This is a genomic window from Lentibacillus kimchii (assembly GCF_055381965.1).
Genome location: NZ_AP043934.1, coordinates 1,226,280 through 1,245,445 on the forward strand (window position 1 = coordinate 1,226,280; position 19,166 = coordinate 1,245,445).

Here is a 19,166-nt window from a genome sequence, read left to right on the forward strand (position 1 = left end):
GATGATTGTTTCGCAGATGAATTCCGCTTAGAAAGGGTGACTTAAAATATATGCCATTATTACCGACCCTCAGTACAACATTTATTGTCATAAGCGCTGTGTTGGTTGCAATCGGATGGGTGTTTATTGCTAAAAGAAAAGTGAAGGCACATAAGCGCACAATGATTTCAGCAGCCATCAGTGCATTACTCTTTTTTACAATATATGTATCCCGAACAGCCTTTATCGGAAATACCAGTTTTGGCGGGCCTGAGGATGTTGAGATCTATTACACCATCTTTTTAATCTTCCATATAACGCTTGCGACAGTAAGTGCCATATTTGGAGTGGTTACGCTGACCCTGGCATTTAAACGGAAGTTTCATATTCATAAAAAAGTTGGCCCAGTGACAAGTGTCATTTGGTTTTTAAGTGCCATTACTGGTGTTATGGTCTATCTTTTGCTCTACATCATTTATGATAGCGGGGAGACAACAAGTATGCTTAAAGCTATATTGGGAGGTTAAACAAGTGTGCGGTTATCCGCACACTTTTAAATTTTGGTTTGCCATTTGATTATACCGGCTTCTCTGGCGGAATTAAAGGCGATAAGGATTAGAGGACCGATAATAAACCCAAGCAGACCTAGCAGTTTGATTCCTAAAAACATCGCAATCAATGTAGCAAGTGGTGACAAGCCAATACGCTGGCCCATGACTTTTGGTTCGACGGTTCTGCGGATGACCAGCAGTATAATTGCCAGGACAGTCAATTGAATTCCCAGCGATATATTACCTGCTACGAAAGCAAGCAGCGCCCAAGGGCCAAGAATAGCAATTGAACCGATAATAGGAACGAAGTCGACGATCCATATGATGACAGACATTAAGATGGCAACATCTGGTGTTATTAAGAACAGTCCAGCCAATGCGACGGCAAAGATGAGAAGACTCACAAGGAATTGTGCTTTGATGAATCCTGTCACGACATCAATAAGTCTTCTATTCATGAAAGATACTTTTTCAGCTGTTTCGTCCCTCAGTAAATTATAGAATTTCGATTTAAGTGCCGGCATTTCAAGCATAAATAGAAACAAGGCAATTAAATAAACGATAAAGCTGATCAGATATTGAGGGATGCTTGCGACGAATTGTGCAAGCCGGTCAATGGTAATCGTTTCTTTTAAGGTTTCATTGATTGAAATGAGCTGTGTTTCGATGGTACCGGTAACTTGTTCATAAAACTCATCGGGAAGGTTTTTTGTATAATTTTTAAAGCTTGCTTCCCATGTATCATAAATTTGATTTAACTCTGTAATGTAAGAAGGGATGTCTTCAACAAAATTGACGACATGTGTAACAGCTGTTGTCACTATAAAGGCGCCACTGATCCCCAAAAACACTAAAAATATTAAAAAAGCCATTATAACAGCTGTTTTTCTTCCAGTTTTTATTTTTCTCTGCATAAAACGGATGAAAGGATTAAGAATTAAGGCTGTTATAAATGCTATAACTAAAGGGATAGCGATTGGCAGTATAAAAACCAGGGTGAGCAATAGAATGATCGCCAGGAAAATAAGTGTCCATTGGCGTTTTGTAATAGATCCAAACAAAATAAACGGAAATCTCCTTTCATTCTTGCCTCATCGAAACGTGTATTATTAGTGAGAGTGATAAGCAGTATCGTATTGCCATGACAACTGTATTTGGTATGTAATCTGCAAAACAGGCTGCAGCCGTATGGATCACTTAAGAAAAACCAACCGCTTACTCTGATGATTAAAGCAGTTGGTTTGGTAAGATTCTCTGTTTATTTTTCTTGTTGGTCAATAGCTTCCTTAACTCTAGTGACCAGACTGTGAGCCCGGTCAACCAGATTCTCTGGAAAATTTTCCTCTTCACCATATTCCACACCATGCGGATAATAATGCTTTCCGAGAAGTGGTGTTTTAAGCTGAATAACAGCATTGCCAAGATCCACATCGCCTTCGATGGCATAGCCCTGTATACGGATATAGTATGTAATGTTATTCTCTTTGGACCCAATCTTATAATCGTATGTGACACGTTCGTAGTCCCATTGTCCAGCACGAATGAAAGCATGATGCCCCATCAGACGGTCCAGCGGTTTAATATTAACGGTTTTCTCCTCAATCCCTGTATTCTCCAGATTCATTTTACCACCTCGCAAAATTATCCTAATCACTTTAATCATAATAAAAATAGCCGCTGCTTGCAATCAAAAAGGGAAGTGGTGAATAAGTACTTCTGTTTTTTCTTTTCACCAAACAGATCAACATAGCTTACAAATTTGTTTAATTATATGATTTCAGGTTCATGATATAGTATTATGAAAATAGTTACATGGCGAAAATCGTTCTGACGAAGCTTGCTTTCCAAATACATAGTTGCCTGAGCGTCAGGTATTTAGCTGTTTTTCAGGTTTCCGGGCATATGTGCGGGTGCTTGTACATACAAATTATTGTAACAGCAATCAATTTATAAAAGGAGAAATACCTTGCGATTTATACGAGTGATTGTTCTGCTGGTGGTTCTTGCTGCCGTTGGTTATTATGTTTCAGCACAAAGTAGTATCGGCGAGGATAGCACAACTACGGGCCATCCTCATGTTCTGGAACAAAACAAGACGAAAATTGAATCGAAAGAAGTACCTGAAAAACGTTCTGCTGTACCGCTGGAAGGTGACATTTATCAATGGATGACTAAATCTGCCGATGAACTGGAAAAAAAGTTGGGTGAGCCTTTGCGAAAAGATTTAAGTGCTTACGGGTATGAACGTTGGCTTTATACAGATGGCGAGGATCAGTATGTTCAATTTGGGATTAAAGAGCATCACGTTGCGTCTGTTTACGCGCTGGGCAATGATCTGGCCGTCGAACCGGTGACAATTGGACAAACTTATGAGGCGGCAGATGATGCTTTCAATTTTTCCCGGGAGATCACTTATGACAAAGATATGTCCAGCTACACATTCCGGCTGAACGACGCAGATATACAGGAAAGGCCGCTTGTGAAAGTGTCCGATAATGTGTTTTTACAACTTTATTTTGACACCTCTATGAATGAATTATCTGCTGTCCGGCTGCTGTCAGCTGATATTCTGCTATTGCACCAGCCTTATGAAATTAAGTATCGCGGTGATATGCCGGAGGATCCGGAATTTACCGATGACCAGTGGACACAAATTGAAGAGGGAGCTGAACAGCAAATCTTTTATTTAACAAATGTTGTTCGTTACCAGCACGAAAAATCACCTCTGAAGTGGGATGAATCGGTTAGCGATGTCGCCTATGAGCATAGCCGTGATATGGCAGAAAATCATTATTTTTCTCATTACAGCCAGGATGGAGACGGGCTGAAAGAGCGATTAGCGGCGAAAGAAGTCTTTTATCAGACAGCTGGTGAAAATATTGCAGCACAGTATCCTGATGCTGAGAGTGCTCTTCATGGATGGATGAACAGTGAGGATCACCGTAAAGCATTATTGAATGACGATTTTACTCATCTGGGTGCTGGGGTTCATCGGTCTTATTATACGCAAAACTTCCTTAATAAAGACTAATGGTCCAACGCATACGCAGCTTTTTTCTCTGTGTCATCTTGCACATTGACGGCTGATGACTCATAAACTATGCGTAACAGCTATTGTAAGAGGTGAGTGTGATGAGTAATAACCTGCATCCGAGTGTAAGGGAGTTTAAAGCCTTTTTACAAAAGAACCCAAAGTTAGTGAAAGAAGTGCGAAAAAACGGCCAAAGTTTGCAAACCTATTATGAAAAATGGGCTTTACTTGGGGAAGATGACCCATTTTGGGATCAGTTTAAAGAAAGGACGGACGGTAAACAATCGGCGCGGACCAAACAGGGGAAAGCCGAATGGATGGATAAGCTTATCCAAATGTCGGAGAAAGTCGATATGGATAAAGTGCAAAGCCAGGTACAGAATCTCAACGAAACGATTTCAACTGTTCAGGGGCTTTTGAGTCAGTTTCAGCCGTCGGAAAATGAATCCCAGCAACAGCCGACCAATAATCAGGATCCCTCCAGCAACCAAAATCTCTTCAGTATCTTCAAGGATTAGAGGTGCTTTATGCAGCCAGCTATTTATAACTATTTAAGACAGAATCCTGAATTGCATCAATTTGTTCGTTTTAATCCTGTTTGGTATCGCTATTTAACCAAAGATCCACAGCGAATGCAAGATCTCGAAAAAGCTTCAAAGCAGTTTCATGGCCAAACGTTTTCACAGCAGGTTAATCGAATCGAGAACCAGCTGCAAAATGCGAACATGCTGATTCATCTGGCTCAAGCGCTGAAAGAGTAGGTTACCTGTTTTTTTCTTCCACAAGACGTGATACGATAATAGTGGAGGTGAAATCATGATAGGGACAATGGAGTACGCAGACATTCTTGATTATTCTGATGTGGTTAGTAACATGGTTCTGAAGTCAGATGTTATGGAATCCTATCAAGATGCCCGTGAAGCACTTAATAACGATGCAGAAGCTCAACAGCTGATCAAGGCTTTTAACGATATGAAGGAACAGTACGATGAGGTGCAGCGTTTTGGCAGGTACCATCCGGATTTTAATAAGATCATGAAAGAAGTGCGGACTGCTAAACGCGAAATGGATATGCATGAGAAAGTGGCGCAATTTAAGATTGCTGAGCGGAATTTACAGAAGATGCTTGATGACATCAGTGAATACATTGCTTTTAGCGTCAGTGATGGCATCAAGGCGCCCAAGGACGGTGCTGCTCTGACGGATGCCGGATGCGGCAGCGGAGGAAGCTGCGGCTGCAGTGCATCCTGATTCATGCTTTGAGCTGGGTAAATATTGCGATGGTGAGGATAATTAATGAGAGTGAATCGTCAAGGACTAATGATTTGGTTTCAGCATATGAAAAATATTAAACATATCAAACGTTTCGGCCATTTGCTTTATGTGTCCAAGAGACAGAAGTATGCTGTCATTTATGTGAATCAGGACACGATTGAACAGGTCGAGGCTAAGCTGTTGCAATTTCCATTCATTACTGAAGTGCAGTACTCATATAAGCCTTTTTTGCGGACGAATTTCGAAAACGTTAAACCAGATGAGGCTAAACAGAATAATTAATAGATTAACAAGACCTTTGCTGCTTATTACATAATCAAGCTGCAAAGGTCTTTTGCTTGGACTGGCAACTAAATAGAAAGGCTTCGGCATAAAAAAACCTGCAGAAATAACTCTGCAGGTCCCTTTGTTTTCTCCTCAGAAAACAAAAAGGCAAAGGGAGAGGAGAAACCGGAGGAAGAACTTATGGGGAAGTGTAAGTCTTCTCCGTGTTTTTGAAACAGCCAAGCAAATATGGGCTGTTTCATTTATTATTATGGACAAGAATTTGTTATTTATACCCTGTTTTTATATTTTTTGCTGGCGTAATGGCTTATCTGTTTGTAAAAGTAAAAACATCTGGCGATAATCTGGGGATTTTTGCTTAGATGCTTGCGAATTTTTCCGAATACGATTATGATAAATCATTGAGGTGGTTGCATGCGGGTAATTTCTGGTTCACATAAGGGACGTTCATTGGAGTCTGTGCCGGGGAGCGTTACAAGGCCGACTTCAGATAAAATTAAGGAGTCTGTCTTTCAGGTTATGGGTCCCTTTTTTGAAGGCGGATTGTGTCTTGACCTGTTTGCGGGCAGTGGTGCTCTGGGGATTGAAGCATTGAGCAGAGGTGTGAGCAATGCTCTCTTCGTCGATGCCTATCCGAAAGCTATACGTACTATACATAACAATATGCGTAAGCTGAAACTGGATGACCGGACTGAAATTTTTCGGACTGATGCTTTTCGGGCACTGAATGCTATTGCAAAACGAGATCTTCAATTTGACCTTATACTGCTTGATCCGCCTTATCAGAAAGTCAACTACGAAAAATTGCTGGATCGCATCAGCAGTTTGCAGCTGTTAAAGCCAAATGGTTTTCTGTACTGTGAGCATGATGCTTCTAAGCTTTTATCCGGCCAGGTTAATCACTTGGCAACGATGAAACAGGAAACGTATAACGGCACGACAGGCGTCACCATTTTTCAAGGCAACTAAAGGGGGAGATTTCCGATGGGGCAATTAGCGATCTGTCCGGGAAGTTTTGATCCAGTGACATACGGTCATCTGGATATTATTGAACGCGGTTCGAGGATATTCGACCATGTCATTGTAGCGGTTTTTACGAATCAGTCTAAATCCTCTCTTTTCTCGGATCAGGAGAAGATTTCTCTGCTGGAAGAATCGACGGCGCATTTAGGTAATGTGTCAGTAGATACCAGTAAAGGGCTATTGATTGATTATGCCAGAAAACATCAGGCGGATACGATTCTGCGGGGTCTGCGGGCTGTCAGTGATTTTGAATATGAGCTGCAGATCACATCCATGAATCGGAAGCTTGATGATACGATTGAGACATTGTTTATGATGACAAATAATCGTTATTCTTTTTTAAGTTCAAGTATCGTTAAAGAAGTGGCCAAATATCAGGGCGAAGTTAGTGATCTGGTCCCGCAGTCTGTTGAAAAAGCGTTAAAAGAAAAATATCAATAGCATTAGCTGGAAAAGATGTTGCCGCACTGGGTCAACATCTTTTTTTATGAAGGCCTCATTCGTTTGATCAGAATCAAAATAGCCAGCAGTAATCCGCTGAAGGAGACGATTGGACCAATTTCAGCCAGATAATGTAGAAGATTGAACCATGGCTCACTGTAAGGGTTATTGGAAACGGGTACATCTCTAAAATTAAACGATGGCCGATTTAAATATAGAGGTGTGTAAAATAATACAGCGAGTACAGCAGCAAATAATCCGTGCAGTATTCTTGCAAAAAAGTATGGTGCGAATCGGATGTCTGTCGTTGCCAGAATGCTGGCAACTTGAGCTTGTACAGATAGCCCGTTAAATCCTAATATGAAACTGACGACAATTATTTTTTCCATTAATGCTGCTGTCTCAGTCTGCGAAATCATGTCTGCTCCGAGTGTAATTTCAAACAAGCCGGAGAATATGGGCATGGCCAGGTCGACTGGTAATGACAGCAATTGTAATAGTTGTTGCAGGATTGTTGCGATAAGCGGCGAGACGCCGGCAATATAGATTAATTTTGTGAAAACCGAAAAGAGAATAATAAAACCGCCAACCATTACTAATGTTTGGATTGAATTCAGGACCGCATCACCGAAAACCCTGCCAAATGGTCGTGAATCGGCCAGTCTGGTCTGATGCATTTCTCTGAATGCTCGCCTGAGTGACGTTTTCTGTTTTGTTGTTTTCGTTTTATTCATTTCCTTTTTCCGTCCGTAAAATCGCATGCAGACGCCAACCAGCGCGTTACCAATATAATGTGACGCCGCCAAAACAGCCCCAAGTTTTGCGTCGTAAAAAAAACCGACCGAAACAGCACCAAATATAAATAAAGGACTGGAGGCATTCGTGAAGGATACAAGCCGTTCCGCCTCAATTCTTGTCAGCTGTCCTTCCTCACGAAGCCGGGCTGATATTTTGGCACCGGTAGGGTAGCCACTGGCCATTCCCATAGCCCAGGCAAAGCTTCCAGAACCAGGTACATTAAATAATGGACGCATAATGGGCTCGAACAGGACGCCTATAAATTTTACGAATCCGAAGCCAATTAGTAATTCAGCAGTGATGAAAAAAGGGAGCAGTGAAGGGAAAACAACTTCCCACCATATGTTCAGCCCGCGGACACTGGCTTCCAGCGACTGATCAGGGTATATAATCAGGGATAAGGCCAGGAACACAGTTATTCCGGACAGGGCAATGGTTTTGAATTTTTGTTTCAAGGGTCAGCCTCCTGTCGAATTGATAATTGCTGTACTTCTCTATTTGTTAGTAGTAAAATAACGCTAGCTTTAGTTTTATAGTTGTATGTTTGTTTGGTTGTTCAGATCTGTCAGAAGCCTTAACAACTTGTTCAAGTCTCTACCAATATACGCACATACCGTGCTGTTTTATGACATACACTTTTGACTAGTCAGGATGACGCGGAATTGAAAGGAGCTTAATTGTGAGGATCACAAAAAAACATATTATTGCCCTCGTGATTGTTATAGGCATTGCATTTTTTATTTCAACGTATAAACTTCCTTATTATATTTACAAGCCGGGTGGTGCAGATTCGCTTGACCCGATTGTGAAGGTGGAAAATGGCCATGAAAGCAAGGGGGACATGCACCTTGTGACCGTTCGCGGCGGACAGGCAACCCCTGTACAGTATGTATGGGCGAAACTTCTTCCAAATCAAGAAGTTATGCCTCTTGAAGACGTGAGACCGGAAGGGGTATCAGAGGATGAATATTTTCATGCCCAGCTGCAGATGATGGAAAGTTCGCAGCAGGCAGCCAAAGTTGTTGCTTATAAAGCGGCTGATAAGACTATTACGATCAATTACAATGGGGTTTATGTTGTATCGGTTGTTGACAACATGCCAGCCGATAATAAATTACAGGCAGGTGACCACATTAAAAAGGTTGATGGAAACAACGTCGAAGAAACCAATGATTTACTTGACTACATGAAAACGAAAAATCCTGGCGACACGGTCACTGTGACATTCAAACGTGATAAGGAAACAATGACTGAAGATATTAGTCTGGAAAAATTCTCGGATGAAGACACAAAAGCTGGCATTGGCATTCGGCTTGTGACAGATCGAAGTGTGGCGGTTGATCCGGAAGTTAACTTTTCCAGTGGCGAGATTGGCGGACCAAGTGCTGGCTTAATGTTTTCTCTGGAAATGTATGATCAGCTGACTGAAGAAGACTTGACGAAGGGTTATGAAGTTGCCGGAACTGGGGAAATTGACTATCAAGGAAATGTGCACCCTATTGGCGGGGTTGACAAAAAAGTGATCGCCGCAGATGATAAAGGCTGTCAAATCTTTTTTGCCAACAGCAATGATGGGGCTGAGGATTCCAACTATCATGCAGCCGTTAAAACAGCTGAGGAAATTAATACAGATATGGACATCGTCCCCGTCGACACATTTCAAGATGCATTAGAGTATCTCGAAGATCTTGATTCTGCCTGATCATAAGACGTAGCAGCTCTCTCTGGCCGATGGCTGATACTCTCAGAGGATAATGGGCGGCTCAAGCTCCTGGTGCTGAAACGCCCGTTTCCTTGCAGCAGGGAGACTGCTGTAGTAGGCATGGCTCGCTCGTTCATCTGTGGCTGCTATCAGGTTATCCTGACGTGCTAATGTTGAAATGAGCGGGACATTCATGGCTTTTTTCCAATTGTGCAAGTAAGTTTGCCCCGTTTTGGTCATCCCCAGCAATCTGACATGGGGGACCGATTGACTATGTTTAACAGATGCTGCATCCGTTTTTCGTGTATTGGTTAGAATATGTGTGAATATACGCTGCAGTCTTGTCCAAGTGTAGCGTTTTGTTTTAATCATCCCGATCCAGCCCTGAAAGGACGTCGCCTTGTTCCCTGTTTTTTTAATCCGGTGTTCAAGGCCTTCGTCCACACCGTAAATGGCTGCGAGTTCCTCTTCAGTCATTGTCATGACCCGATAATGGACAAGGTCAAAGTAATTCTCCCATGTATGCCAACTGGTCGCTTCTGCCTGATAGGTCTGGAGCTGACTGACAGTTTCTTCAGGGAGACTATTTGCGGCATCTGCTGATATATGGCCTTTTTTTAACAGTTCATGTCGGATGCTTGTGGCACTGGCAACAGAGCCAGTCATGTGCTCATCATGATAATCGCTGTTTAACCGGCTGATGGTTAAGGGTTCAATTGACAAGTGATTGTTAAAAATCGCCTTAACATAACTGAAACCAAGGATATTGTTCGGCTTGGCCAGGTCGATTCCGCCAGTTGTTAAACCAATTGTTTCATAAGCGAGACGGCTAGCTTCCGGAAAGGCCAGCCCCTGGTCTAATTTTGTCTGCAGCATCGTCTGATAGGAAGTCTGATACTGGTTCAGCAGATCATATCCTCTGGTGAAGTGCGATATGTCCCCGGACTCACTGCCAAAACAGATACTTGATACACCGAGTTCATGTAATGTCTGCACAGCCCCATGGGCAAACAGGTCACTGCTTTGGACGGCATATAAATAAGGGAGCTCTACGACAATATCCACACCAGCGGCTAAAGCTGCCTTCGTTCGGTGGAATTTATCAATAATGGCTGGTTCGCCACGCTGGAGGAATGGACCGCTCATAACAGCGATGATACAGTCCGCTCCGGATTCTTGCCTGGATGCCTGAATATGAAACTTATGACCATTGTGAAAAGGATTGTATTCAACAATTAAACCGCAAGCCTGCATCGTTTCAGCTCCTCATATATCGAATTAGTGTGTATTATACCAAAAAACGTGTTATAGTGCATGGTAATATGGTTTGATTGGGATGATCATGGCAGTAGCTGAATAAAGATAATATATTGACAAAACAGTGTTTTCCTTTTAAAATTATGCTTGTTGCCTCGAGGTGGTCATATGAAATTCTCTGTAGGAGAGATTAGAAAAAATACCCATAAGGAGCCTTTTGCTTTTGATGATCAGGTGGATGTATCTGAACTCGAAACGATGAATAATGACATTCGATCGATTGGATCGGTTCATGTCAGCGGAAAGGTGGATGTTCAGGGCGACGACTTCATCTTCACATTCATCATTGACGGCAACGTGATTTTGCCGTGTGCCCGTACGTTGGTTGATGTTCCTTATCCGTTGAGTGTCAGTGCTTTTGAGGTTTTTAACGAATTTGCTGATACACAAGAGGACTCAGATAGTGACAGTCATCCAATTGAAGGGGATGTTCTTGATTTAACACCATTGATCAAAGAAAACATTTTATTGGCGCTTCCTTATCGCGTATTTTCCGATGATGATAATGTTCTTAGCCAAGCTCCGTTAAAAGGAGAAGGATGGGAACTGGTTTCTGAAGAGGATGAGGATTCGTCCATCGATCCACGTATGCAAAAATTGGCTTCTTTACTGGAAGATGAAGATAAAGGGAAAAAGTAGTGTCTTTCTTTATCCATTTGAAGGAGGTGTGAGACTTGGCAGTACCAAAAAGAAAAACATCGAAAAAGGTGAAAAATCAGCGCCGTACGCATAAAAATTTGCAGGTGCCGGGCCTTAATGAATGTTCAAATTGTGGTGAGCTGACAAAACCGCATCATGTGTGCAAATCTTGCGGACATTATGATGGCAGGGAAGTTATCGCCAGTAATTAATTGAATGAATAAGACAGTAAACAGATCACATCATACGTGATCTGTTTTTGTGTAATAGCACATTGAATCAGTGTTGCTGGTCTTGGTTTATGACAATAGCGCCACAGGTTATTTTGTGATGATTTTAATTGTAGAATTCTATCATGCCTACCTTTTGCATACATTATTAGCGAGTGCATGAGGAGGGATGTTATGAATGCAACACGCCAGGACGCCTGGACAGAGGATGAAGACAATTTGCTGGCGGATACCGTTCTTCGTCATATACGCGAAGGGAAAACGCAACTTGAAGCCTTTAATGAAGTGGGGAGACAGTTATCACGAACATCTGCTGCATGCGGTTTCCGCTGGAATGCCTCTATTCGAAAAGAATATGCGGATGCTATCGATAAAGCGCGGGAAGAGCGGAAACAAAATAGCCAGAAAATAGCTTTGGAAGAGGATTGTCAAAATGATATCCCGGGTGGGAACGATCCGATTGCAGAAGCTATTTCATTATTGAAACGGATGCGCCATTTTCCTGTTGGGGATGAACAGTTTATGCATCATGAACAGGATTTTATACAAAAACAGCTGATAGAGGAAAATACAGCCCTGAAGGAACAATTGCGCCGTTATGATCAGGCATGGGAAGAAATGGGCAAGTTATGGAATTGGGTCAGGAAACCTTATAAATAATGAGTCAAGACATGAATGCAAAGACGGTTCATTCATGTCTTGACTCTATTAGAACACTAGTATCAGTCAAATGTTTATTGAAACTGTAATACATAGCGAACGTCTGTATCATGTATCCTGTTTTTCCTGAACACCTTCGGGCATCCAGATAAGCGGATTTCCGCCAAGATCTCTTTCCATTTCATACTTAGGTTTTTGAAAGCCCATCTTTTCCCAAAAGCCGTGCGAATTAATCCGTGGATTTGTCTTGATCGGCATCTGAAAACGTTTAGCAAAATCCACCATGGCCTTTCCATAATCTCTGCCCCGGTAATCCGGTAAAACTTCCAGCTTCCACAGTTCAAGATAATCCTGGGGCGGGTGGAAGAAAGCATCATATTTGGCTTTAACTTTGTACAAGCTCATCCGGGCAATCAGATTATGTCCCATATAGATCCCGTAAAACGGTGATTCACTGTCATTTTCAATAATATTATTCTGAAAATCCTCGAGCATGGACAATTCCTGATTGCCATATTCTTTAAATCGCTTAAATTGCTCCAGTGTTTTGTAATTAATTAAAAGTCGCTCAACGTTCAAATTATCAGCCTCCCTGAGTCAGAAGTATTAGAAATACTTTATAATTAATTATAATATATAAGTGCTATAAATGGAATGGCAGAAACGTGAGATTGTGTATTTTCGCTAAAATTGTCAGTCTGTTAGAGGCTGTTCATTTGGAAAAGAGGTTACAAAACTGATGATAATCTGGGATACTGCTGTTTATATCTTGGCTTTTGTGGTGACTCTGCCCATTATCGCAACCTTGTTTGTTTATGCTGTCAGCCTAAATGTTTACAAACATAAATCGCGAGCTGTTCATACGGCAGTCGACTGGACAACCGCGTTTTATCTTATAGCGGTTCTCGTAATGTTTAACATTATTTTTGGCCAATCGTTTACAGGTGTTATGATAGCATTATTATTAACGCTGTTTACAATTATTGTGGTTGTGCATTGGAAGCTGCGTCAGGAAATTGTCTTTCGGAATGTCTTTACATTTTTCTGGCGAATTTGCTTCCTGCTGTTTTTGGGATTGTATTGTCTGCTTGTTTTGACCGGATTGATTCTTTCGTTCTAACTCGTTATAGTTTAACCATGAAAACAGATTAAATGCATCTGGTCGCGCGTTTATGTACAATATATAATGGACAGATTTGACTGCGATAATGACTACGATTAAAAGGAGCATGCGATTTATGCGGATCACACCCATATCATTAACGGAACAGAGTACACTCATTAATGATTATCGCCAGCAACGCGAAAATATAATGGAACATTTTACATATGACCCATACCTTCAAGGCACGTACCGTTCGAGAGCCAACAGCTTACAGCAAAAATCAATCGACCGCAGCCGCCTGGCTGATGCATTAATCACGATGAATCAGCGGTGGGATGCTCCTGAAGCAACGTTTCGCAATATAGAACGCTTAAAGGGTGATGATAGTGTTGTCGCTATTGGCGGTCAGCAGGCCGGCCTTTTGACAGGGCCGATGTATACCGTTAATAAAATCATCTCGATCATACAATTTGCCAGAAAGCAGGAAGAGGAGCTTGGAAAACCGGTTATACCTGTCTTTTGGATTGCTGGGGAAGACCATGATTTCGCTGAGATTGATCATATTTATCTGCCGGAAGATAAAGGGCTGAGCAAATACAGACTGGCACAGCAGGTTACTGAGAATACGTCGGTGTCGGATATTGCTATTGATAAATCAGCTGCGAATGATTGGGTTGATCAGCTGTTCGAGCAGTTGCGTGAGACAAGTTATACGCAAAATTTGTACCAGTCCATTGAAAACTGTTTACAGCAGTCCGTGACGTATGTTGACTTCTTTGCCAGAGTCCTTTATCAATTGTTTACTGATGAAGGTCTTGTGCTTGTAAATTCAGCTGACCCCGGCCTGCGAAAGATAGAACAGGATCATTTTCTTGAACTGATTGAAAAGCAAAGCGCGATTGCCACAGGTGTCAACAAGGCATTAAATATACTGAACCAAAAGGGGTATGCTGTGTCTCTGGAGACAAACCCGGATGATGCCCATCTTTTTTATCATGACGGACTGGATCGGCGATTGTTGCTAAGAGATGAGGAAGGGAACTGGATAGGCAAGCAGGGAGACGTTTTATTAACAACAGATGAGATGCGTGCGACTGCTAGTTACCATCCGGAACAGCTCAGCAATAATGTGGTGACCAGGCCGCTGATGCAGGAATGGCTATTTCCGACGCTTGCCTTTATTGGAGGACCTGGTGAAGTTGGTTACTGGTCTGCTTTAAAGCCTGCCTTTGATGCGGTTGATATGGAAATGCCACCGGTTCTTCCGCGTTTGTCGCTGACATTCGTTGACCGTCGTGTGGAAAAGGTGATCCAGAAGCACAACCTCAATGCTGCAAGTGCCGTTAATCAAGGTACCGAATCGTTTAAAATCCAGTGGCTGGCTGCGCGGAGCAATCCGCCTCTGCAACAGCTTACAGCTTCAGTTAAAGAAGCTGTTGATCAGGCTCATAAACCCATACGTGATATTGCAAGAGATACACGTACTGATATAGGGGAACTAGCTGATAAAAATCTTTATTATCTGAATGAGCATATTGACTACTTGGAAAGTCGTATAAACCGTGCTATTGAAGACCAATATGCACAGCAGCTGAATGAATTTGATGTTGTTCAGCAGGTTGTTCGTCCGCATAACGGCCTTCAGGAACGGATCTGGAACCCATTATGGTGGCTGAATGAATATGGTCCCTGTTTTATCAATGATTTGGCTAAAGAAACATGTTCATTCAACGCCGATCACCACCTTGTTTATTTATAAGCCTATTATTTCCCCACCTTCCACCACTTCTGCAAATGAAGCGGTGGAAGGTTTTTTATGCCGATATAACGCCAGAGCCCTTTTTTATAACAAAATGCTGTATTTATGGAACCTGTATTGGGCCAATCAGTGCATGACGTTTGGTTTATTTCAGGCTTTGATAAATAAAATTTCAAAATACAGTGGTGAATTGTGGGGGAATGTGGTAACATGTGTGTAAGAAGGTGGGGTGGCTTGCTGTGTTCATGGGTGAATTCCAGCACACTATTGATACGAAAGGACGCATCATTGTGCCAGCCAAGTTTCGTGAAAAGCTTGGAGAGAGTTTTATTGTCACCCGTGGACTGGATAAATGCTTGTTCGCCTACCCTATGGATGAATGGAAATTACTTGAAGAAAAATTGAAGAAACTCCCGCTAACAAAAAAAGACGCTCGTGCCTTTACCAGATTTTTCTTCTCAGGAGCTGTGGAATGTGAGGTAGACAAACAGGGAAGAATAAACATTCCACAGCCTCTTCGGGACTATGCATCCCTTGATAAGGCATGTGTTGTCATTGGTGTGTCTGATCGTGTGGAATTTTGGGCACAGGAAAACTGGGATGATTATTTCAGTAATTCGGAGGAATCTTTCAGTGATATTGCTGAGAACCTGCTTGATTTTGACATCTAAAACCTATTAAGACAGAAGACGGGTGACATGCATGTTTGATCACAACAGTGTATTAGAAACCGAAGTTGTCGATGGACTGGCTATAAAACCAGACGGTATATATGTAGACTGCACGGCAGGCGGCGGTGGTCATGCCGAACAAATCGCCGCTCGGCTGAGTGATAGAGGTAAATTACTTGCCTTTGACCAGGATTTGGAAGCTCTGGAAGCTGCCAAATCCCGTCTGCATCCGTACAAGGATCGCGTCCGGTTCATTCATGCTAATTTCAGAAGACTGGAAGATTACTTGGCAGCCAACAGCATTAACCATGTTGATGGCATCCTGTTCGATCTCGGGGTATCTTCTCCACAGCTTGATCGTGGTGAGAGGGGTTTTAGCTACCAGCATAATGCCAGGCTGGATATGCGAATGGACCAGAACCAGGAACTGGATGCTCAGGAGCTCGTCAATAACTGGTCTTATCAGCAGTTGGTGAAGGTATTTTTTCATTATGGTGAAGAGAAATTTTCCAAACAAATCGCGCGTAAAATTGAAACGGCAAGACAAACGAGCCCCATTGAAACGACTTATGAATTGGTGGATCTGATTAAAGAGGCAATTCCCGCCCCGGCCCGCAGAAAAGGCGGTCATCCTGCGAAACGTGTTTTTCAGGCATTGCGGATTGCTGTTAACGACGAACTGGGCGCTTTCAGTGATGCTCTGCATCAGGCAGCGAGGTCAGTTGCGATCAATGGCAGGATTGCCGTGATTTCTTTTCACTCACTGGAGGACAGGGCTTGTAAACAAGCGTTCAAAAAATGGAGCACAGCAAAACCTGTTCCAAAAAACTTACCCGTTATACCAGATGACCATCAGCCGCCGTTTGAACTGGTTAATAAAAAACCGATTGTACCCGGGGAAAAAGAACAAAATGACAATAGGCGGTCACATTCAGCTAAACTGCGGATTGCCGAAAAAATTGATGATTGGGATGACGACTTTACATATGAAGAGGGGTGGAAAAAATCTTGAATGATAATCTCGCCCGCCGCTGGGAATCAACTTATACATCAACGGAACCGGACCAGGACAAGCAGACGGTTGTCCGGGTCGCCAAAAAACGCTGGATTACAAAGGGAGAAAAGGTGCTGTATATGATAGCTGCAGCAATACTGATCGTTTCCTGTATCTATATTGTCTCTTTTGCCTCTTCGACAGATACGTTAAACAGGAAAGTGGAATCGCTGGAACAGACCGTCGAACAGCAAAAAGTGACCAATGAAGAACTCGTTTATAAAGAAAAACAATTGAGGCGCCCTGAGCGGATCACTCGCATTGCTAAAGAAAATGGTCTGAAAATACAGGATGCTAAGGTAAAACAGGCAACAGCGTACAACAGTAAGTAAACGAGGCGCATGTTTATGAGAAAAAATAAGAATGCACGCATCATGTCCGGTATATTAATGGTTTTATTCAGTGGGCTGTTTTTGCTGATAGCCGGCAGGTTTCTTTATATTCAAGCTACGGGTGAAATTGATGGTGTTTCATTGGAAAAAATGGCGAAAGAAAATCGAACAGCATCTCACACGCTTGATGCTGAACGAGGGAAAATTTATGACCGGAATGGCATGACCCTTGCTTATGACCGTCCTGCCTATCGTATGCAGGCGATTGTTGATGATTCACGTACGCAGAATGAGGATAACCCGCATCATGTTCAAAATCCCGGTAAAACGGCTGGAAAACTGGCCCCTATACTGGATGCCGATAAATCATATCTGCTCCAGGAACTAAAAAAAGGGATTAAAGAAGACCGGTTTCAAGTGGAATTTGGGACGGCTGGCAAAGATTTATCACAGGAAACAAAGGAAAAGATAGAGAAGCTGGACTTGCCGGGTATTACGTTTAAAGAAGAGCCTATACGTTATTATCCGAATGGCAAATTTGCCTCCCATATCATTGGTTTTGCCCGAAAGGACGATAAAACATTTAACGGTGTTACCGGAATTGAGCAGCAAATGAATGACAAACTCACTGGTAAAGATGGCTCTATTTCCTATGAACATGATTTTTACAACACAAAGTTATTACATCCGAACGAAGTTGTACAACCGGCTGAGGACGGCAACAATATTCACCTGACTATTGACCAGAAAATACAGACATTACTGGAAGATGCGATGACGCAAATGGACAAGAAATATGATCCTGAAAGCATGACGGCAACGGTTATGGATCCAAAAACCGGGGAGATACTGGCTATGAGCAATCGGCCGAGCTATGACCCCAACAATCCCGCGGATGTCGAAAATTGGTATAATGATGCCATTGCCACACCATTTGAACCCGGATCGACTATGAAGATGTTTACATGGTCAGCTGCCATTGAAGAAGGCGTCTATCAGGGTGACGAATGGTTTAAGTCAGGAACATATAAAGTTAGTGATCGCGTTACGCCGATCAGGGATCATAATGGCGGTGAAGGCTGGGGATCCATTACATATGATGAAGGATTTACCCGCTCATCCAACGTTGCCGCAGCCAAGCTTTTGTGGGAAAAGATTGGTACAGAGAAATTCCTGGATTATTGGAAGGCATTTGACTTCGATAGCAAAACAGGCATTGATCTACCCGGTGAAAAAACTGGTAAACTCGTTTATAACTATCCGCGTGATAAAATTGTAACAGCATTTGGTCAGGCCAGTACTGTCACACCGATTCAGCAAATGAAGGCAGCCAGCGCCTTTGCCAATGGGGGCAAAATGGTGAAACCCTATGTGATTTCCAAACCCTCTGATGGATCCTCTGGTGATAAGGCAGATGATAAAAAAGCGAACGTTGTTTCTAAACCTATTTCCAAAGACACATCACACAAGATGCTTAATCTTATGCAATCAGTAGTCAGTTCAGAGAACGGGACTGGCAAGGAATATCGGCTAAAAGAATACAATGTTGTGGGCAAAACCGGAACGTCACAGCTCTATAAAAATGGCACCTTGCTAAGGGGTCATGGCAACAGCCGGTTTTCCTTTCTAGGCATGGCACCCAAGGATGATCCGCAATTAATGGTGTATGTATCGGTTGAACAGCCTGATATTGCCCGTGACGAAACAGGTTCAGCTCCAGTCTCGTTTATCTTTAAAAATGTTATGCGGAGCAGCTTGCATTATTTGGACATTGATCCAGACAAGAAAACGACGAAAGAGATTGAGCCAGTTAAGCTGCCGCAGATCATGAATCGCAAGACCGGCGCTGTTAAGGATGCACTAGCTGATACAGGGCTGAATGTGTCAGTTATTGGCTCTGGCAATCAGATCAAACAAGCCAGTGCGGTTAAAGGTGATAAACTGGTGCCAGGTGATCGAATCATTCTCGTGACGAATGAGCCGAAGATGCCGGATATAGCCGGCTGGTCACTCAGAGATATCTCAGAACTTGCTGACTTGCTGGACTTGGATTTCGAACCAATGGGGCATGGTTATGTCGTTAAACAAAGTATTGCTGAAGGACAAGATTTGACAAAAGGTGACTATCTCGGTGTTGAACTAAAGCCGCCTGATGAGTCCCCGGCGGAAAAAAACGATGATGCAAGCAGCTCGCCATAAATATGCCATGTCCTTTTAGAGGACATGGCATGTTTTTTTATGTATGACAGCCAGTGTGAGTTCTATTCCCTTTATCGTCTTCATACTGTAATACAAGCCTACCTATGAATACGAA

General features: G+C 42.6%; 23 protein-coding genes. 18 read left to right on the forward strand and 5 right to left on the reverse strand.

Annotated features, from left to right (window positions below):
• Positions 1-50: 50 nt before the first annotated feature.
• Complete coding sequence (locus tag ACZ444_RS06640; protein WP_382357170.1) at positions 51-506, forward strand: DUF420 domain-containing protein; 456 nt, start codon at positions 51-53, stop codon at positions 504-506.
• 26 nt (positions 507-532) lie between these two features.
• On the opposite strand, the gene ytvI is transcribed toward ACZ444_RS06640, so the two are convergent.
• The gene (gene ytvI, locus ACZ444_RS06645; RefSeq protein WP_382357171.1) at positions 533-1,591 is read right to left on the reverse strand and encodes a sporulation integral membrane protein YtvI; all 1,059 of its coding nucleotides are present in this window, start codon (positions 1,589-1,591) and stop codon (positions 533-535) included.
• Positions 1,592-1,788: 197 nt separating this feature from the next.
• Positions 1,789-2,154 (reverse strand): YugN family protein, encoded by a 366-nt coding sequence (locus ACZ444_RS06650; RefSeq protein ID WP_382357172.1) that lies wholly within the window; start codon positions 2,152-2,154, stop codon positions 1,789-1,791.
• 342 nt (positions 2,155-2,496) lie between these two features.
• Between ACZ444_RS06650 and ACZ444_RS06655 the strand changes: the two genes are divergently transcribed.
• The 7 genes from ACZ444_RS06655 to coaD all read left to right on the forward strand — a co-directional run bounded on the left by ACZ444_RS06655 (position 2,497) and on the right by coaD (position 6,585).
• Positions 2,497-3,561, forward strand: a complete 1,065-nt coding sequence (locus ACZ444_RS06655) for a CAP domain-containing protein (RefSeq protein ID WP_382357173.1) — start codon at positions 2,497-2,499, stop codon at positions 3,559-3,561.
• Positions 3,562-3,662: 101 nt separating this feature from the next.
• Positions 3,663-4,079 carry a YlbD family protein gene (ylbD, locus tag ACZ444_RS06660; protein ID WP_382357174.1) on the forward strand — a complete coding sequence of 139 codons (417 nt, stop codon included), beginning with the start codon at positions 3,663-3,665 and terminating at the stop codon, positions 4,077-4,079.
• A gap of 9 nt (positions 4,080-4,088) precedes the next feature.
• Positions 4,089-4,322 carry a YlbE-like family protein gene (locus tag ACZ444_RS06665; protein ID WP_382357175.1) on the forward strand — a complete coding sequence of 78 codons (234 nt, stop codon included), beginning with the start codon at positions 4,089-4,091 and terminating at the stop codon, positions 4,320-4,322.
• Between the two features lie 55 nt (positions 4,323-4,377).
• Positions 4,378-4,812, forward strand: coding sequence for a YlbF/YmcA family competence regulator (locus ACZ444_RS06670; protein WP_382357176.1), 435 nt, complete (start codon positions 4,378-4,380; stop codon positions 4,810-4,812).
• Positions 4,813-4,857: 45 nt separating this feature from the next.
• Complete coding sequence (locus ACZ444_RS06675; protein ID WP_382357177.1) at positions 4,858-5,118, forward strand: YlbG family protein; 261 nt, start codon at positions 4,858-4,860, stop codon at positions 5,116-5,118.
• A gap of 417 nt (positions 5,119-5,535) precedes the next feature.
• Positions 5,536-6,090 carry a 16S rRNA (guanine(966)-N(2))-methyltransferase RsmD gene (gene rsmD / locus ACZ444_RS06680; protein ID WP_382357179.1) on the forward strand — a complete coding sequence of 185 codons (555 nt, stop codon included), beginning with the start codon at positions 5,536-5,538 and terminating at the stop codon, positions 6,088-6,090.
• A 15-nt stretch (positions 6,091-6,105) separates the two neighbouring features.
• A complete protein-coding gene (gene coaD, locus ACZ444_RS06685; protein ID WP_382357180.1) occupies positions 6,106-6,585 on the forward strand; it encodes a pantetheine-phosphate adenylyltransferase in 480 nt (159 codons plus the stop codon).
• A 44-nt stretch (positions 6,586-6,629) separates the two neighbouring features.
• Here coaD and ylbJ read toward each other — a convergent pair whose 3' ends face one another.
• A complete protein-coding gene (ylbJ, locus tag ACZ444_RS06690) occupies positions 6,630-7,838 on the reverse strand; it encodes a sporulation integral membrane protein YlbJ (RefSeq protein ID WP_382357181.1) in 1,209 nt (402 codons plus the stop codon).
• Positions 7,839-8,062: 224 nt separating this feature from the next.
• Between ylbJ and ACZ444_RS06695 the strand changes: the two genes are divergently transcribed.
• The gene (locus ACZ444_RS06695; protein WP_382357182.1) at positions 8,063-9,085 is read left to right on the forward strand and encodes a SepM family pheromone-processing serine protease; all 1,023 of its coding nucleotides are present in this window, start codon (positions 8,063-8,065) and stop codon (positions 9,083-9,085) included.
• A 42-nt stretch (positions 9,086-9,127) separates the two neighbouring features.
• On the opposite strand, the gene ACZ444_RS06700 is transcribed toward ACZ444_RS06695, so the two are convergent.
• Positions 9,128-10,339: a nucleotidyltransferase gene (locus ACZ444_RS06700; RefSeq protein ID WP_382357183.1), complete on the reverse strand. Its 1,212-nt coding sequence runs from the start codon at positions 10,337-10,339 to the stop codon at positions 9,128-9,130.
• Between the two features lie 171 nt (positions 10,340-10,510).
• Between ACZ444_RS06700 and ACZ444_RS06705 the strand changes: the two genes are divergently transcribed.
• The 3 genes from ACZ444_RS06705 (at position 10,511) to ACZ444_RS06715 (ending at position 11,931) form a co-directional block, all read left to right on the forward strand.
• Complete coding sequence (locus ACZ444_RS06705; protein ID WP_382357184.1) at positions 10,511-11,041, forward strand: YceD family protein; 531 nt, start codon at positions 10,511-10,513, stop codon at positions 11,039-11,041.
• Positions 11,042-11,076: 35 nt separating this feature from the next.
• Positions 11,077-11,253, forward strand: a complete 177-nt coding sequence (rpmF, locus tag ACZ444_RS06710; protein WP_382357185.1) for a 50S ribosomal protein L32 — start codon at positions 11,077-11,079, stop codon at positions 11,251-11,253.
• Positions 11,254-11,445: 192 nt separating this feature from the next.
• Positions 11,446-11,931, forward strand: coding sequence for an RsfA family transcriptional regulator (locus ACZ444_RS06715; RefSeq protein ID WP_382357186.1), 486 nt, complete (start codon positions 11,446-11,448; stop codon positions 11,929-11,931).
• Positions 11,932-12,039: 108 nt separating this feature from the next.
• Here the strand turns inward: ACZ444_RS06715 and ACZ444_RS06720 are convergent, their stop codons facing one another.
• Entirely contained in the window at positions 12,040-12,510 is a 471-nt protein-coding gene (locus ACZ444_RS06720) for an N-acetyltransferase (protein WP_382357187.1), read from the reverse strand.
• Positions 12,511-12,670: 160 nt separating this feature from the next.
• On the opposite strand from ACZ444_RS06720, the gene ACZ444_RS06725 reads away from it, so the two are divergent.
• The 6 genes from ACZ444_RS06725 to ACZ444_RS06750 all read left to right on the forward strand — a co-directional run bounded on the left by ACZ444_RS06725 (position 12,671) and on the right by ACZ444_RS06750 (position 19,051).
• Complete coding sequence (locus tag ACZ444_RS06725) at positions 12,671-13,051, forward strand: DUF3397 domain-containing protein (RefSeq protein ID WP_382357188.1); 381 nt, start codon at positions 12,671-12,673, stop codon at positions 13,049-13,051.
• Positions 13,052-13,169: 118 nt separating this feature from the next.
• Positions 13,170-14,795, forward strand: a complete 1,626-nt coding sequence (bshC, locus tag ACZ444_RS06730; protein ID WP_382357189.1) for a bacillithiol biosynthesis cysteine-adding enzyme BshC — start codon at positions 13,170-13,172, stop codon at positions 14,793-14,795.
• Positions 14,796-15,034: 239 nt separating this feature from the next.
• A complete protein-coding gene (gene mraZ / locus ACZ444_RS06735; protein ID WP_382357360.1) occupies positions 15,035-15,466 on the forward strand; it encodes a division/cell wall cluster transcriptional repressor MraZ in 432 nt (143 codons plus the stop codon).
• A gap of 31 nt (positions 15,467-15,497) precedes the next feature.
• The gene (gene rsmH / locus ACZ444_RS06740; protein ID WP_382357190.1) at positions 15,498-16,478 is read left to right on the forward strand and encodes a 16S rRNA (cytosine(1402)-N(4))-methyltransferase RsmH; all 981 of its coding nucleotides are present in this window, start codon (positions 15,498-15,500) and stop codon (positions 16,476-16,478) included.
• Positions 16,475-16,852: a cell division protein FtsL gene (gene ftsL, locus ACZ444_RS06745; RefSeq protein WP_382357191.1), complete on the forward strand. Its 378-nt coding sequence runs from the start codon at positions 16,475-16,477 to the stop codon at positions 16,850-16,852. The genes rsmH and ftsL overlap by 4 nt, the downstream gene beginning before the upstream one ends.
• Positions 16,853-16,867: 15 nt before the next feature.
• Positions 16,868-19,051 (forward strand): penicillin-binding protein, encoded by a 2,184-nt coding sequence (locus ACZ444_RS06750; protein WP_382357192.1) that lies wholly within the window; start codon positions 16,868-16,870, stop codon positions 19,049-19,051.
• The last annotated feature ends 115 nt before the right edge of the window (positions 19,052-19,166 follow it).